Raw genomic sequence first — 15,208 nt, 5'->3', positions numbered from 1 at the left:
CACGTGAGGGATCTTTCGCTTTGTTCTGGATGATAACCACACAATCCTTTACAGCGGTTCGACACTGTCCGTATCCAACTGACCATCAAACTCCGACAGTAATTGCTGCACAACCGGGTCATTCTCCAGTGATGCCAGTGCATCAGCATGGCGCTGCTGCTTAAGACGAATGGCATAACTCGCCGGGGTTTCCCCCTGCACTTGCCCAAGCTGGATTACCACCCGCACCGGTTGTTGAAAATAATCACTCAGCATATCCGACAAACGCTGTTGGTGGGACTCGTCATACAGGGTACTGCTGCCCTCATCCAACAGAAAATGCAGTTCACCTTCCTGACACCCCACCAACTGACAGTTAGACGCCGTGCTCTGCAACAACCCCCCGACACCAAGTCCCGCATACACCTGAATCCAGTTTTCCGGATTGAGTTCAGCCAGATCGATTTTGGCCACACTGACTGCGGCCGAGTGATGAGCTACTGGCGGTTCGGGCTTATCGGCTGAAGGACTGTTTTTTGACTCCAGACTAACATCCGCTGGTGTAACTTCCGGACTCACCGCTACAGGCTGCTCGCTAGCCGCTTCAACTTTCGGGGCAACTTCCTCTTCCCGGACAGCAGGTTTGATATCCCGAGCGGGCTGAAGCCCCAGCGAAGCCTTTAACTCATCGAGAGCCATAACCGGTTCGGCAACCGAAGCCTCAACACCTGTTGCAGGCTCTGCAGTTATGGGGGCTGGTTGAGCCGAAGCCGAACTGCGGGTGGCAGCAGGGGCTGCCCCTACTGCCGCTTCAGGCTTTTTTACCGGAGCAGGCTCCTCTTGTTCGGCGTACCCACCCCCGGTCTGTACTGGCGGCACAGGTGTCGATGCAGCAAGAGGTTCAGTTGGCACACTGTGAACGCCCTGAGGACGAAAAGCCAACATTCTCAGCAGCACCATCTCAAAGCCAGTGCGGCCATCAGGCGACAAAGGCAAATCTCTGCGTCCCAGCAATCCGGTTTGATAAAACAGCTGCACATCTTCCGGTGCCAGTGTCTGCGCCAGAGACAGTATCTGTTGTTGATCCCCTCGATGATTGTCGATGGCCTCAGGCAATGTCTGGGCAATGGCAATTCGATGCAGCACCGACAGCAGATCCGCCAGTGCCGCACTGTAATCCGGAGCGTGTTCTGACAGGTGAGCCACCGCATCGAGAACCTTCTTGCCATCGTGAGCTGCCAGCGCATTCAATACTTCAAACACCAGATTCTGATCGATGGTACCGAGCATGGCCACCACCTCGCTCTCGGCAACCTTGCCGCCGCCAAAGGCAATGGCCTGATCGGTCAGGCTCATGGCATCACGCATACTGCCATCGGCAGCACGGCCCAGCTGCCATAATGCCGACTCTTCGAAAGGCACCATCTCCTGCTCCAGCACGTATTTGAGATGGCCAACAATTCGCTCGGGCTCCATATTTTTCAAATGGAACTGTAAACAACGGGACAGGATGGTAACCGGCAACTTCTGAGGATCCGTGGTTGCCAGCAGGAATTTTACATGCGGAGGCGGTTCTTCCAGAGTTTTCAACAGAGCGTTAAAACTGTGCGCCGACAACATGTGCACTTCATCGATCAGATAAACCTTATAGCGTCCTCTGGTAGGCGCATACTGGACGTTCTCCAGTAATTCACGGGTGTCTTCAACCTTGGTTCTGGAAGCCGCATCCACTTCAATCAAATCGACAAAACGGCCTTCGTTGATCTCGACACAGGCCGAGCACTGACCACAGGGTTCAGAGCTGACACCGGTTTCACAGTTGAGGCACCGAGCCAGAATACGGGCAATGGTGGTTTTTCCGACACCGCGGGTACCGGTAAACAGGTAGGCATGGTGTAAACGGTTGTGATCCAGAGCGTTGACCAGCGCCTGAAGAACGTGCTGCTGCCCGACCAGCTCGCGAAAGCTGCGCGGCCGCCATTTGCGGGCAAGAACCTGATAACTCATGAAGGTGTAATCACTCGTAAAGTATCGAAATAGAAGTAACGATTAAAAGAATACGGAAATCTACGCGAAACGAGGATTATATAACAGGAGAAAAGAAGAATTCAGCCGAAACATCTGAAAAGAAAGACTGGTGGCGACCCTGCCAGCCACACCCCGGCACATGAACTCACTGTTACCGTTGCTCCCTTCCGGGCCTGGCGGGGTTCACAGCTAATCATTGCGAGGGGACCAGCAAGGTCACCATTGAAACTTGAATCCGCCAGCGCGGAATCAAGGAGGCGCGATTATTCCTGTTTCAATAACGATTTTCAACACGAAACCACAAAAACAGTGGATTATTTTGCTTTATAGGCCAAACCCGCTAGAATCGATCCTCCAAATAACTCGAGAAGCCTTGCATTAGCTTTTGAATTTATTTGATTTTTTCAATTTTTAAGCTATTTAAGTAAGTTGAAAAACAATTATAACGACAGAGGAAAGAGAGCATGAACCACAAACTCCTCACCCAAGGCCTGCTGGCCGCCAGCATTGCACTGGCAGCATCAGCTCAGGCTGCGGATGTTCGCATTAATGGATTTGCCTCTATTGCGGCAGGTAAATCCTTCAGTCAGGATACGTCAACCGGCACCCTGAATAATGGCGACAAAAGCACCTATCGCATTGACCCCACCAACGTCTCCAATGCCAACTCCGGTTACGACGACGATGTTAACTTCAATCCTGATTCCAACTATGGCATTCAGTTCAGTAGTGACCTCGGCAATGGCCTGTCTGTAACTGCACAGCTTACCGGTAAAGGCAGTAACGATTACGAAGCCGAGCTTGAGTGGGCATATGCCAGCTACGAATTAAATGATGAATGGACTGTACAAGGCGGTCGCATGCGCCTCCCTCTCTATCATTACTCAGATTTTCTCGATGTAGGCTATGCCTACCACTGGTTGCGCGCACCGGTAGACGTTTATGCGGAAGGTATCAGCATCTATCAGGGCCTGGCATTGCGCTATAACACCACTCTGGGCAACTGGGACTTCAGCTCCTCCCTGCATTACGGTAACGGTGGCAACGACGACTCCGATATCGGTGATTTGTATCTCGATGATTACTTCGGCCTGGTAATCAATGCCACTTATGACTGGTTGCAACTGCGTATTTCACAACATCGTGTTGAGCATTATGTTGATGGCCTCGCAGACATAGCTCCAGCAGCCAAGGCTGCTCAGTATGGTGCCAATACATTTTTAGCTACCGACGATGATCCAGCAGATATTATCTTTACCACAGCCGCAGCCTTTGCCCACTTTGACCAACTCTTCTTGGGCGCTGAGTTTACGGATCTGCAAATGCCTGACGATGAAAAACTTCTGGTAAGTGCCAACGCGCCATTCCAGACTGAAGAGCGTCAAGCTTACATGCTGACAGCAGGATATCGTATGGGCTCATTGACACCCCATGTGACCTATACCGAGCGTGTTGTTACCTTTGGCGATTCGCAACAACTCGGAGCAGCCAATAAAGAATTAGCATCCAGCTCGATCATTGTTGGCCTGCGCTGGGATTTCCACCCTGCCGCTGCCATCAAATTTGAATATGCTGACCGTTCTGACGATTCTGACGACGAGGTCAAAACTCTCCTGGGTAATTCCAACGAAGTCAGCAACTTCGCCATTGGCCTTGACGTAATTTTCTAATCACAGGAGAAAGCAACGATGAAAAAATCGAGTTTGAAAAAAATCCTTGCCGCCTCCCTGGCCGGAGCCAGTCTGCTGGTTTCTGTGTCTGCCTGGTCCGGTGTAGCCGTTATTGTTAACGCCAACAACAGCAACACCCTGTCGGCGGCCGACGTGACCCGTATCTTTCTGGGTAAAAAGAAAACTTTTCCAGATGGTTCCGAAGCCATCCCGATTGATCAGGCAGAAGGTTCGGCAACCCGTAGCGCTTTTATCAGCACCGCTCTGAAAAAGAACGACCAGCAGATCAAAGCGTACTGGGCTCAGCTTCTGTTCACCGGCAAAGGCACCCCGCCAAAAGAGGTGGGTGGCAGCGCCGAAGTGAAGAAACTGGTCGCAGAAAACCCGGCTCTGATTGGCTACATTGACTCTGGCGATGTAGACAGCAGCGTTAAAGTCGTTCACGAATTTTAATTCGTTACTGCAATGACTACAAAAAGGCACCTTCGGGTGCCTTTTTTATTTCTTGTAACAATCTCATCACGATATATTGCAGAGAGATCCCTCACCTTCGTTTATTGCCATGGACGGCATGTATGCCTGAAATGCAGGAGCATTTTCAGGTCGGGATGACAGGAGACGTTAGGGATGACAATGCATGGAAGGATGGACAATTTAAAAGTTATTTGCCAAATAACTTTTAGCCAGACGAGCCGCATTGCTGTCACCCGCAGCCACTTCCTGCAAAATAGATTGCGCCTTCACCGTATCACCGAGCTTGTGGTAGACCGTACCCAGCTTGTAGTTGGCATCCGCGACCTTATTGTGCTCAGGCCACTCACTCACCATCCGCGCGAACCACTCGCGAGACTTCTCGAGATCCCCCTTCAGCAGAGCCAATTCCCCCAGCCAGTACAAACTGTTTGCGGCGTAGCGCCCCTTGGGAAATTGCTGCAGGTATTGGTTCAGTGCCACCTCAGCTTTAGCGTAATCTTTCTGCTTGAGAATTAAATCGATGGCTGCACGATACTGTTGCGACTCTTGCGTACCGCTGGGCTCTGACGGCAACGACTGAGCCGAAGAGGTAACCGGAGTAGAGGTTGCAGTATTCACAGCAGAAGACTGTGTGGCAGATGCAGCCAGAGATTTACTCGCGTCGGAGAAAGCTCCTCCTGCAACTGCACTCAATCGCTTGTCCAGACTCAGATAATCATCCAGCCGCTGCTGCTTCAGACGCTTGATCTCATAGGTCTGCTCTTCAACCAGCCCTCGCAACTGAGACACTTCCTGCTGCAACATCTGCATCTGATAAAACATTTCTGCAGTACCACCAGCTGGCGCAGATGCAGTATCAGGTGACGCTTGCAGCGGCATCGCAGATACAACCGGATCCGAAATCAGTCGGTTATTGGATTCAACCACTTCCACCTGAGCGTTTACGCCAGGCACAACGAAAACCGCAGCCATAATGGCTGCGGATAAAAGGCTTTGCTTTTTCTTCATCTGGAGTTTACTTCAGTTCCACACGACGATTCATTTCGTGACTGGAAGAGCTGGCCAGACGCTCTTCGCCGTAGCTGATGGTTTCCAGATTAGAGGAATCAACACCTTGCAGAACCAGAAAATCACGTACGGCTTTGGCTCGACGCTCACCCAATGCCATGTTGTACTCACGGGTACCGCGCTCATCGGCATGGCCTTCCAGACGTACGGAACGAGGAGAAGCTTTCAACTGAGCAGCGTGAGCAGTCAGTGCGGCACGGGCCTCGGGCTTTAATACAGACTGATCAAAGTCAAAGTAGAAAACGGTATCCAGCTTGGCCATGGAATCATCCATAGAGGAGCCGCTTACCGCAGAGGAATCAACTGAAGAAGCAGTCGCTGAAGAATCAGTCGCCGCAGTGTCAGTGGTAGAAGTGCTGGAACAGCCAGCCAGTGCTGCCATAACAACAGCCAAACCCATACTTTGCTTCAATGCTTTGGTGAACATTATTCACTCCTGGTTATTAATAAAAACTTTCCAATTGCGGGCAACCCGCAACCCTAAAAAACACCGTACTTAGAAATAAGGTGACCAACTTGGTTCCCTCACATCCCCTTGTTTTGAGGGAAGCCGGAATTTAACGCCGGCATCCAGAGAAACTGCACCAAGTATACCTTTACCACGGTATTTCGTCGCATACATCAGCATAGCACCATTTGGCGCAATGGAAGGCGACTCATCAAGATGGGTTTCTGTCAGCACTCTTATCATGCCCGTTTTCATATCCTGTGCGGCAATATGAAAAACACCGTTAAGCCGATGCACCATCACCAGATGCTTACCATCCGGGGACAGTCTTGGACGAGCGTTATAGTCACCCTCAAAGGTTAAGCGTTCTGTACGCCCACTGGCAAGTGTAACTTGATAAATTTGCGGCTTTCCGCCTCTATCTGACGTAAAAATTACGCCTTTTCCATCCAAAGTCCAATTTGGCTCTGTATCAATGGCAAAGTGCCGGGTGATTCGGCTGAACTTTCTTGTCGCCAGATCCAACACATAGATTTCCGGGTTGCCGTCTTTTGATAACACCAACGCCATCTTTGATCCATCGGGTGACCAGGCGGGTGCACCATTAAGCCCCTTAAAATTGGTCAACTGCTCTCTTACACCAGAGGCCAGCTCTTGCCGAAAAATAGCCGGCCGGCCGGTTTCAAAAGACACATAAGCCACCTGCCTGCCATCCGGCGACCAGGCCGGTGACATAATAGGGTGTTTGGATTTCAACAGGACTCTTGGTCTGGCACCATCGGCATCCGCCATCATTAAGCGGTAACGCTCACTGGAGAAAGCCTCCACGTAAACAATCTTGGTAGAAAACGCACCGCGGATACCGGTAATGGTTTCGTACACGACGTCACTGACAAAATGGGCCATGTCACGTAACTGGGACAGCTCACCATCAACTCGCTTACGCAACAATTTCACCTGCGACAACACATCAAACAGCTCAAAGGTCAGTTGATACTCACCTTCCGGTGTTTGCTCCATATTCGCCAACAGCAAATATTCCGAACCGAGCATGCGCCAGTCGCGATAATAAACATCGGCTTCACGTCGTGGAAACGACAACATGTCACGTTTGGGAATGGTGCTGAATTGACCACTTCGCTGCAGATCACTCTCCACAATGCTATCCAGATTTTCCGGTAACGCCGCACCATCCCAACCAAAAGGCGCAATAGCAATACGTGTTGGGTTATCGACCCCCTGAGTAATCTCAATGGTCAACTCAGCTCTAAGCTGCGAGCTCAAGGTAAAGCACACCAAAACAAGTAACAGCTGCCACAGGCGAAACAATGGTAAATTCATAAGGCAATCAACATTTATTATCTGAATTCAAACTGGGTTAAAGCCGCAAATCCTGAGGATTAAACTTTAAGCGCAACTGACGAAAATAGCGATCAAACACATCCGCTGGAACATCACGCAACACCTCAAAGCGCCCGGCTTTTTTAACGGCCTGCTCGGCAGAGCGATCAAAAGCAGCATTACCACTGCTCTTCACCACTGCGACGTGAATCACTTCGCCGGTAGGAATCAACTGGATACTGAGCTCGCACACCATGCCTTTGCGCGCCGAAGGTGGACGACTCCAATTCTGCTCAATCATTGCTGCAATCAGACCGATGTAACTCTGGGCCTGTTGAGCCTGAGTTTCCGCCTGAAGCATGGCCTCCTCTTCGGCCAAGGCTTCAGCAAAGGCAGCTTCCTGAGCGATGCGTTGCTGCTCTGCCAGCTGCTGTTGTTCTAGCGCTCGCTGCTCTGCCAATTGTTGTTGGCGCGCAGCCTCAGCTGCGGCTTTTTCTTTGGCGGCCTTTTCTGCAGCCAGCTTCTTCTGTCGCGCCAACTCTTCGGTTCGCTTGCGTTTTTGCTCAGCAACGGCCCTCTGCTTTTGTTTTTCTCGATCGGCTCTCTGCTTGTCTCGAATGGCTTGCTGCCTTCTCTTTTCCGCCATATTAACCGTTTTCTTTTTCGGCGCAGGTTTTTCAGCTTTTGGCTTTATCTCGACCAGCTTTGCTTCGACGTATCGCGGCACCACTTGCGTCTGCTTGGGCGGCGCAGATTCCCAACCCCAAGCCACAACCACTAGCAGCACTACGTGCAATGCCACACTGATCAAAACCGCCGAACCATAGCCAGAAGCTGATGCAGAATAACGTTCCATGGGGTCGGTTGCAGTTACCATCAGATTTTTGGCGGCTCAGTCACCAGACCAACCGAAGGCGCCCCGGCAGACTGAAGCTGACTCATCAGCGTCACCACAACGCCGTAATCAACCTGGGTGTCGCCCCAGACCAGCACCGGGGTATTGGGCTTGGCCCGCAAAACCTTGGTTACCGTTTCAGAGATCTCACTCAATGGTCGGGCTTTGTTCTCATCTTTACCAAGATTGATGTAGTAGGTACCGTCTGCTTTTACAGAAACAATTAACGGCTCCTCCTCTTTATTGTCCATTGGCGCTGATGGAGCATCGGGTAAGTCCACCTTAACCCCCTGCATCAGCAAAGGCGCTGTCACCATAAACACCACCAGCAATACCAGCATCACATCAAGGTAGGGAACCACATTGATTTCCGCCATGGGCTTCTTTTTTACCTTGCGCTTGTACATCAAATCGCCCCTACCACTCAGGATTGCTTGGCGTGAACCTGACGATGCAGGATGGCCGAAAACTCTTCGGCAAAGGTTTCATAACGGCTGTATAAAGCATCTGCCCGCGCCGAAAAACGGTTGTAGGCCAATACCGCCGGAATAGCCGCAAACAACCCCATGGCCGTTGCAATCAGAGCTTCGGAAATACCTGGTGCCACGGTTGCCAGGGTTGCCTGCTGAGCATTGGCCAGACCACGGAAGGAATTCATAATCCCCCAAACGGTTCCGAACAAACCAATATAGGGGCTCACAGAAGCAACACTGGCCAGAAACGGCAAATTGGCTTCCAGCTTTTCCTCTTCCCGGTTCAAAGCAACCCGCATGGCTCGCTGGGTCCCCTCCATCACGGCATCGGGATCGGCGTTAACCTGCTGACGCAGGCGGGTAAACTCTTTAAAACCCGCCCTGAAAATATTTTCGGCGCCATCCACATCACCGGACACCGATCGACTGTTGGACTGACGGTACAATTGGTTGAGGTCACCGCCAGACCAGAAAGCACTTTCAAAGGCACTGAAATTGGATTTGGCCTGACTCTGGTAACGACCACGTTGAATGATCATCACCCAGGAAACAATCGACGCCAGAAATAATATCAGCATCACGGCCTGCACCAGCAGGCTGGCATTCATAATCAGACTGACAATCGAAAGAGAAGAATGTTCGGGCATTTTATTTCCTTTATGGTTGCTCTGGCATGCTCACTGAAAATACAGCCACTGCTTAAGCGTTTGCATGAGGCACAAAGCACCTCATCAATAACATCAAAATAAGTCTGGGTTATTACTGCTGGTCATCCATCACAGCGGCAACGGATTCTCTGACACTTTGGGGCAGAGGCGCGGGTTTCATCCCATCACTGTGAACACAAGCCACTTTGATTTCCCCCTCACACAACAGTTCCCTGTCACGCCAGATCTTTTGCTGAAATACCAGATAACTGCGAGCCAACTTACTGACCACAGCAGTAGCCGTCAAGCTGTCATCCAATAAAGCCGGCCGGCGATAATTGATATTGGCTGAATGCACCACCATCAATTTATCCTCTTCCATAAAAGCGGGTTTGTCGTAGCCCAGCGAGCGCATCAGTTCCGTGCGAGCGCGCTCCATATATTTGAGATAATTAACGTAGTAAACGATACCACCGGCATCGGTATCTTCGATGTACACCCGAACGGGCATGGAGAAATCAGAATCACTCATAATCGGAAAGTCGTCAGCATCAGATAAAACCGGGCAATAAACATCAACCGGTTATTTAGGGGCCTCAATACCAAAATGGTCGTAAGCCAGTTGGGTCACGATTCTACCGCGAGGTGTTCGCGACAAATACCCCTGCTGAATCAGGTAAGGCTCCAGAACATCTTCGATGGTATCTCGCTCTTCACTGATTGATGCCGCCAGACTTTCAACCCCCACTGGCCCGCCACCATAATTTTCGATCATGGCCAGAAGCAGACGCCTGTCCATGTGATCAAAACCTTTCTCATCCACATTGAGCATATTCAAAGCCTGATCCGCTGTGGCGGCAGTAATCTTTGCCCCCGCTTTAACCTCGGCATAATCGCGCACCCGACGCAGCAGTCGATTGGCAATTCGTGGCGTTCCCCGGGAGCGACGAGCTATTTCAAAAGCACCGCCCTCATCACAACTCATACCCTGCAACCCAGCCGAGCGGGAAACAATGCTGGTCAAATCGGCAACATTATAAAACTCGAGCCGCTGCACAATGCCGAAGCGATCGCGCAACGGGGATGTCAGCAAACCAGCACGAGTAGTAGCGCCCACCAGGGTAAAAGGCGGTAAATCCAGCTTTATTGAACGGGCGGCAGGCCCTTCACCGATCATGATATCCAGCTGAAAATCCTCCATGGCTGGGTATAGCACTTCTTCGACGTGAGGACTCAAGCGGTGAATTTCATCGATAAACAAAACATCCCCTGGCTCGAGATTGGTCATCAGGGCAGCCAGATCACCGGCCTTCTCCAGAACCGGACCGGAAGTGGTTTTAATATCAACGCCCATCTCATGAGCAATAATATTGGCGAGTGTGGTTTTACCCAGACCGGGAGGCCCGAACACCAAAGTATGATCCAAGGCTTCATCACGCCCTCTGGCAGCCTGAATAAAGATATCCATCTGCTCTCTGACGGCTGGCTGCCCGACGTAATCTGCCAGGGACTGAGGCCGCACCGCGCGATCCTGCACATCCTCCATAACGCGCGCCTCACCGGAAATAATGCGTTCTTGTGCCACCAGAGCGTCTTTTTCAATCATGACTTGCGATTACCTTACTGTTATCAGGCCGGAACGAGGCTTTTTAATGCCAGACGAATCAAATCTTCACTGCGGGTAACGTCATTATCTTTTAATACCCGGGCAATGACCTTGGCCGCCTCCACGGGTTTATAGCCCAGAGTTACCAGCGCGCTCTCTGCTTCCGCCGCAAAATCTACTGCGGGCTCATCCACCTTGGCCCCACTGGCCCGCTCCATAGCCGCCAGAGGCGAAGCGGCACTCTGCCACTCTTTCAGCTTGTCACGTAACTCTACGATCAAGCGCTCTGCGGTTTTCTTACCGACACCCGGCACCTTCACCAGAGCAGCCACATTATTATCCATCACACAGGTGACCAACTGATCGCTGTCCATTCCGGACATGATACCCAACGCCATTTTGGGGCCGACACCACTGACTTTAATCAGTGTCCGGAACAATTGGCGATCTTTTTTGGAAGAAAAACCGAACAGGGTCTGGGCTGTTTCACTGACGGCAAAATGGGTCAGCAGGGTCACCTGACCTCCCAGCTCTGGCAGCTGAAACAGCGTCGTCATGGGCACCAACACTTCGTAGCCCACGCCATTCACATCCACCAGTATTTCCGGTGCATTTTTCTCAAGGAGCTGCCCTTGGATTCTTCCGATCATAATGATTTCTCTTGTAATACCATCACACCATTCGCCCACGACGAAAGGTTCTGGCCTTGGCCACCTTTAGCAAATGCTGCTGACTGTTGGCGTGACACAGCGCCACCCCCAAAGCATCCGCTGCATCTTCCTGCGGCGTTGCCGGCAATTTCAACAGCGTTTTAACCATGTGCTGCATCTGGTGTTTTTCTGCGCCACCATTACCCACCACGGACTGCTTTACCTTGCGGGCTTCGTATTCGAATACGGGTAAATCCTGATTGACCGCCGCCACTACAGCCGCCCCCCGGGCCTGCCCCAGCTTTAACGCAGAGCCGGCGCTCTTGGCCATAAACACCTGTTCAACCGCCACCTCTTGAGGACAATATTCCTCGATAATCTCGGTAACAGAATCGAAAATGACTTTTAAGCGCTCCGGCAGAGACACTTCAGGAATGCGGATAACGCCACTGGCAACATACTCGTACTTGCTGCCGACACAATTGATAATACCGAAACCGGTTTTCAGTGAACCGGGATCAATCCCCAAAACCAAAGCCATCTATTTCACTCGCATGCCTGCTGATACCGCCTGAGTTTGCCCGTGTTCGCCCAGGAAAAGACCTGTTTTTTTATCCAGTACTTGAAGTTTAACCAAAAGAGGCCGGAGTAGCAAAGCCACTCCGGCCTCTTTTATAAAAGATCTGCGCCGCTGAAAACTTAAGCGACAGGCTCTTTCTTCTTGATGCGGATATTCAGTTCATTGAGCTGCTCTTTGTCCACCTGCCCCGGGGCGTCGGTCATGACACAGGCCGCGGTCTGGGTTTTCGGGAAGGCAATGACATCGCGAATGGAGCTCGAACCGGTCATCAGCATGATCAGACGATCCAGGCCGAAGGCCAAACCACCGTGTGGCGGCGCACCGTATTGCAAAGCATCCAACAGGAAGCCGAACTTCTCACGTTGCTCTTCTTCGCTGATACCCAGAACTTCAAATACAGCCTGCTGCATATCCTGATTGTGGATACGCACAGAACCGCCGCCCAGCTCGGTGCCATTCAGCACCATATCGTAAGCCAGAGACAGGGCTTCAGCCGGCTTGGCTTTCAGCTCTTCAGGGGTGCAGGCCGGTGCGGTAAACGGATGATGCAGAGCCGTCAGTTTGCCGTCGTCCAACTCTTCGAACATTGGGAAATCCACAACCCACAGTGGCGCCCACTCGCAGGTGTAAAGATCCAGGTCTTCACCCAGCTTGCAGCGCAACGCACCCAGCGCTTCACTGACCACCTTGGACTTGTCGGCACCGAAGAACACGATATCGCCATTGGCGGCACCGGTGCGCTCCATGATACCCATGGTCGCCTCTTCACCCAGAAACTTGATGATGGGCGACTGCAGACCTTCGATGCCCTTTTCAATTTCGTTGACCTTGATCCAGGCCAGACCTTTGGCACCGTAGATACCCACAAATTTGGTGTAGTCGTCGATTTGCTTACGGGAGATGGTCGCACCGCCGGTGACTTTCATTGCGGTTACGCGGCACTTTGGATCATTGGCCGGACCGGCGAAGACCTTGAAGTCGATGTCCTTGAGCAAATCCTTAATCTCAACCAGCTCTAGCGGAATACGCAGATCCGGCTTGTCGGAACCGTACTTTTCCATCGCCTCGGAGTAAGGCATACGCGGGAATTCACCCAGATCCACGCCCTTCAACTCAGAGAACAGCTTCTCAACCATGCCTTCGGTAACGGCCATAATCTGCTCGTCGTTCATAAACGAGGTTTCAATATCGATCTGGGTAAATTCCGGCTGACGATCTGCGCGCAAGTCTTCATCGCGGAAACACTTGGCGATCTGGTAGTAGCGGTCAAAGCCGGACACCATCAACAGCTGTTTGAACAACTGGGGAGACTGCGGCAGTGCAAAGAATTTGCCGTCGTGGGTGCGAGAAGGCACCAGGTAGTCACGAGCACCCTCGGGAGTGGCACGGGTCAGAATCGGGGTCTCAATATCGAGAAAACCGTTATCGTCCAGATAGTTGCGAATCTGGTTGGTCACCTTGGAACGGAAGCGCAGATTGTTCTGCATTTCCTGACGGCGCAGATCCACGTAACGGTACTTAAGACGCACATCCTCGCCCACATTATCGTCGTGCAGCGGGAAGGGAACAGTTTCCGCTTCGTTGAGAATATCCAGCTCAAGGCCGTAAACTTCAACCTCACCGGTAGCCATATTCGGGTTGACCGTGGCTTCACTGCGAGCGCGAACGCGACCTTTCACCTGCAACACATATTCACTGCGAACCTTGTCAGCCAATTCGAAGTTATCCTGAGCATCGGGATCAAATACCACCTGGACGATACCGTCACGGTCACGCAGGTCGATAAAGATAACCCCGCCGTGGTCACGACGACGATCCACCCAGCCACACAGGGTTACTTCCTGATCAATAAACGAAGCGTTCAGGGCACCACAGTACTCAGTGCGCATATTCTGTTCCTATTTTGTCTTTAAAGTTAATTCAACGAATGTCTCGGGCCGACCTTGTCCAGACGAGCAGTGATTCTTCAAGAACCTCAAGAATCAAAAGCGACAACCGATATAAGAGACAAGAGTCCCAACAATCAAAAGCCGGGCATTATACCCCAGCCAACCAAGCGGGATAAACCATCGCAGGGCCATTCTGGCGACTAATTGACCACGAAATTGCTATGCTTTAACCAACGCCAAGCCCAGAAGGAACCAGGATGCGAATCAGCAACCCTTTCGACATAGATACCGAGCTGGCAGAAGACTTTGCCACGGATTTCAATCAGCACTACGAACAGTGCGAATCTCTGCTGTTGCAACTGGAAAGCTCGCCTGCCGATGAAGAACTGATGCGCAGTCTGTTTCGCAGCGTTCACACCATCAAAGGCAATATGGGTTTAATCGGCCTGGTTGAGCTGGTGCCCATGCTGCAGGCGGTCGAAGATATTCTGGAACTGCTCAGATCCGGTCTGTTTTACTATGACGACCTGCTCAGCGATCTGATTCTGCTGTCTCTGGATAAAACCAAGTTATTGGTGGACGAAAACCTGTTCGACAGCCAGTGCGACATCACCCAGGAAGAGTTCGATCGCATTTGTGCCGCTATTGAGCGCATCTCCACCGTCGATCGCAGTGAGCGCAAGGTTGCCATGCAAAGCGCCCTGCATCAGCTTGATCCGAATATTCAACTGGACACGCCCCGAGAAGCCAAAGAGCATCAGGCAGAAACCGAAGAGTTTCTCGATTTTCTTGAGTCCCAAGGCATCGCGGTATCCAATGACATTCACTTTATCAGCCAACTGACTCCTGCCATTGAAGAGCGCTCAGCGTTTTGGACGGGGCACAGCTACCGGATAGCCCGTCTGTGCCTTCTGATCAACGAAGCGGGCGGCAACCCTGTTGATCCAGCCCAATTGGTCATGGCCACCCTGATGCACGACATCAGCATGGCCTTTCTGCCAATCAACCTGCTGCATAAAGAACTGCCCTACAGCGCCAATGATAAAAAAACCATGCACACCCATGTGCGCCTGAGTCATGAACTCTTGGCGAAAATGAAACTCTGGGAAGAAGCCGAAGAAATTGTGTTGCAACACCACGAGCGCTGTGATGGATCAGGCTACCCCAAGGGTCTGAAATCCGACGAGATCAGCCCCGGGGCCAAAATTCTGGCCATAGCCGATACGTTTGATGCCTGCTGCTATGCCCGCGCCTACAAGACCGAACAAAAACGACCGCTGGTACGAGCCATTCTGGAAATCAACCGCCACGCCGGCGGCGAGTTCGATGAGCACTGGGTTGAAGTCTTTAATCAAGTAATCAAAACCCATTTTGTTTCTCACTGACTGCCAACATCAAAAAAAACCTATAAAACAAGGTGTTTTTTCAGGTTTTCTATTGCTCACCCCCAATGAATCCTT

General features: G+C 51.5%; 15 protein-coding genes and 1 other RNA gene. 3 read left to right on the top strand and 13 right to left on the bottom strand.

Translation table 11 applies throughout. From position 1 onward, the window contains the following. Positions 1-48: 48 nt before the first annotated feature. Both dnaX and ffs read right to left on the bottom strand, forming a co-directional pair. Positions 49-1,986 carry a DNA polymerase III subunit gamma/tau gene (gene dnaX, locus ACPXV9_RS04565; RefSeq protein WP_423894974.1) on the bottom strand — a complete coding sequence of 646 codons (1,938 nt, stop codon included), beginning with the start codon at positions 1,984-1,986 and terminating at the stop codon, positions 49-51. A gap of 137 nt (positions 1,987-2,123) precedes the next feature. Further along, positions 2,124-2,220: signal recognition particle sRNA small type (ffs, locus tag ACPXV9_RS04560), an RNA gene on the bottom strand. Between the two features lie 251 nt (positions 2,221-2,471). On the opposite strand from ffs, the gene ACPXV9_RS04555 reads away from it, so the two are divergent. Together ACPXV9_RS04555 and ACPXV9_RS04550 are read left to right on the top strand one after the other, a co-directional pair. After that, positions 2,472-3,677, top strand: a complete 1,206-nt coding sequence (locus ACPXV9_RS04555) for a hypothetical protein (RefSeq protein WP_423894973.1) — start codon at positions 2,472-2,474, stop codon at positions 3,675-3,677. A gap of 18 nt (positions 3,678-3,695) precedes the next feature. Further along, a complete protein-coding gene (locus tag ACPXV9_RS04550; RefSeq protein WP_423894971.1) occupies positions 3,696-4,130 on the top strand; it encodes a phosphate ABC transporter substrate-binding protein in 435 nt (144 codons plus the stop codon). A 201-nt stretch (positions 4,131-4,331) separates the two neighbouring features. Here ACPXV9_RS04550 and ybgF read toward each other — a convergent pair whose 3' ends face one another. The 11 genes from ybgF to aspS form a co-directional block, all read right to left on the bottom strand. Then, positions 4,332-5,159, bottom strand: coding sequence for a tol-pal system protein YbgF (gene ybgF / locus ACPXV9_RS04545; RefSeq protein WP_423894969.1), 828 nt, complete (start codon positions 5,157-5,159; stop codon positions 4,332-4,334). 7 nt (positions 5,160-5,166) lie between these two features. Then, positions 5,167-5,646 (bottom strand): OmpA family protein, encoded by a 480-nt coding sequence (locus ACPXV9_RS04540; RefSeq protein ID WP_423894967.1) that lies wholly within the window; start codon positions 5,644-5,646, stop codon positions 5,167-5,169. 69 nt (positions 5,647-5,715) lie between these two features. Beyond that, positions 5,716-7,008, bottom strand: coding sequence for a Tol-Pal system beta propeller repeat protein TolB (gene tolB, locus ACPXV9_RS04535; RefSeq protein WP_423894966.1), 1,293 nt, complete (start codon positions 7,006-7,008; stop codon positions 5,716-5,718). Positions 7,009-7,045: 37 nt separating this feature from the next. After that, positions 7,046-7,864, bottom strand: a complete 819-nt coding sequence (tolA, locus tag ACPXV9_RS04530; protein ID WP_423894964.1) for a cell envelope integrity protein TolA — start codon at positions 7,862-7,864, stop codon at positions 7,046-7,048. A 20-nt stretch (positions 7,865-7,884) separates the two neighbouring features. Then, a complete protein-coding gene (gene tolR / locus ACPXV9_RS04525) occupies positions 7,885-8,310 on the bottom strand; it encodes a protein TolR (protein ID WP_423894963.1) in 426 nt (141 codons plus the stop codon). Between the two features lie 17 nt (positions 8,311-8,327). Then, complete coding sequence (gene tolQ / locus ACPXV9_RS04520; protein ID WP_423894962.1) at positions 8,328-9,023, bottom strand: protein TolQ; 696 nt, start codon at positions 9,021-9,023, stop codon at positions 8,328-8,330. A gap of 112 nt (positions 9,024-9,135) precedes the next feature. After that, on the bottom strand, positions 9,136-9,555 hold the full coding sequence (gene ybgC / locus ACPXV9_RS04515) for a tol-pal system-associated acyl-CoA thioesterase (protein WP_423894960.1): 420 nt from the start codon (positions 9,553-9,555) through the stop codon (positions 9,136-9,138). Positions 9,556-9,606: 51 nt separating this feature from the next. After that, the gene (ruvB, locus tag ACPXV9_RS04510) at positions 9,607-10,611 is read right to left on the bottom strand and encodes a Holliday junction branch migration DNA helicase RuvB (RefSeq protein WP_423895041.1); all 1,005 of its coding nucleotides are present in this window, start codon (positions 10,609-10,611) and stop codon (positions 9,607-9,609) included. Between the two features lie 41 nt (positions 10,612-10,652). Beyond that, positions 10,653-11,279: a Holliday junction branch migration protein RuvA gene (gene ruvA / locus ACPXV9_RS04505; protein WP_423894959.1), complete on the bottom strand. Its 627-nt coding sequence runs from the start codon at positions 11,277-11,279 to the stop codon at positions 10,653-10,655. Between the two features lie 22 nt (positions 11,280-11,301). Then, on the bottom strand, positions 11,302-11,820 hold the full coding sequence (gene ruvC / locus ACPXV9_RS04500) for a crossover junction endodeoxyribonuclease RuvC (RefSeq protein WP_423894957.1): 519 nt from the start codon (positions 11,818-11,820) through the stop codon (positions 11,302-11,304). Between the two features lie 158 nt (positions 11,821-11,978). Next, on the bottom strand, positions 11,979-13,748 hold the full coding sequence (gene aspS / locus ACPXV9_RS04495) for an aspartate--tRNA ligase (RefSeq protein ID WP_423894955.1): 1,770 nt from the start codon (positions 13,746-13,748) through the stop codon (positions 11,979-11,981). 257 nt (positions 13,749-14,005) lie between these two features. Between aspS and ACPXV9_RS04490 the strand changes: the two genes are divergently transcribed. Next, a complete protein-coding gene (locus tag ACPXV9_RS04490; protein ID WP_423894953.1) occupies positions 14,006-15,133 on the top strand; it encodes an HD domain-containing phosphohydrolase in 1,128 nt (375 codons plus the stop codon). The last annotated feature ends 75 nt before the right edge of the window (positions 15,134-15,208 follow it).

The organism is Candidatus Pelagadaptatus aseana, assembly GCF_040362265.1.
GTDB classification, from domain to species: Bacteria; Pseudomonadota; Gammaproteobacteria; order Pseudomonadales; family Cellvibrionaceae; genus Pelagadaptatus; species Pelagadaptatus aseana.
Note: the sequence above shows the minus strand (reverse complement) of the source record. Positions and strands in the feature narration are given on the sequence as shown.

What these genes read in the sequence shown, in the direction of transcription:
- dnaX (WP_423894974.1), bottom strand. Translation starts at nt 1,986, where the DNA reads ATGAGTTATCAGGTTCTTGCCCGCAAATGGCGGCCGCGCAGCTTTCGC.
- aspS (WP_423894955.1), bottom strand. Translation starts at nt 13,748, where the DNA reads ATGCGCACTGAGTACTGTGGTGCCCTGAACGCTTCGTTTATTGATCAG.
- ybgC (WP_423894960.1), bottom strand. Translation starts at nt 9,555, where the DNA reads ATGAGTGATTCTGATTTCTCCATGCCCGTTCGGGTGTACATCGAAGAT.
- tolR (WP_423894963.1), bottom strand. Translation starts at nt 8,310, where the DNA reads ATGTACAAGCGCAAGGTAAAAAAGAAGCCCATGGCGGAAATCAATGTG.
- ACPXV9_RS04550 (WP_423894971.1), top strand. Translation starts at nt 3,696, where the DNA reads ATGAAAAAATCGAGTTTGAAAAAAATCCTTGCCGCCTCCCTGGCCGGA.
- ACPXV9_RS04555 (WP_423894973.1), top strand. Translation starts at nt 2,472, where the DNA reads ATGAACCACAAACTCCTCACCCAAGGCCTGCTGGCCGCCAGCATTGCA.
- ACPXV9_RS04540 (WP_423894967.1), bottom strand. Translation starts at nt 5,646, where the DNA reads ATGTTCACCAAAGCATTGAAGCAAAGTATGGGTTTGGCTGTTGTTATG.
- tolB (WP_423894966.1), bottom strand. Translation starts at nt 7,008, where the DNA reads ATGAATTTACCATTGTTTCGCCTGTGGCAGCTGTTACTTGTTTTGGTG.
- tolA (WP_423894964.1), bottom strand. Translation starts at nt 7,864, where the DNA reads ATGGAACGTTATTCTGCATCAGCTTCTGGCTATGGTTCGGCGGTTTTG.
- ruvA (WP_423894959.1), bottom strand. Translation starts at nt 11,279, where the DNA reads ATGATCGGAAGAATCCAAGGGCAGCTCCTTGAGAAAAATGCACCGGAA.
- ACPXV9_RS04490 (WP_423894953.1), top strand. Translation starts at nt 14,006, where the DNA reads ATGCGAATCAGCAACCCTTTCGACATAGATACCGAGCTGGCAGAAGAC.
- ruvC (WP_423894957.1), bottom strand. Translation starts at nt 11,820, where the DNA reads ATGGCTTTGGTTTTGGGGATTGATCCCGGTTCACTGAAAACCGGTTTC.
- tolQ (WP_423894962.1), bottom strand. Translation starts at nt 9,023, where the DNA reads ATGCCCGAACATTCTTCTCTTTCGATTGTCAGTCTGATTATGAATGCC.
- ybgF (WP_423894969.1), bottom strand. Translation starts at nt 5,159, where the DNA reads ATGAAGAAAAAGCAAAGCCTTTTATCCGCAGCCATTATGGCTGCGGTT.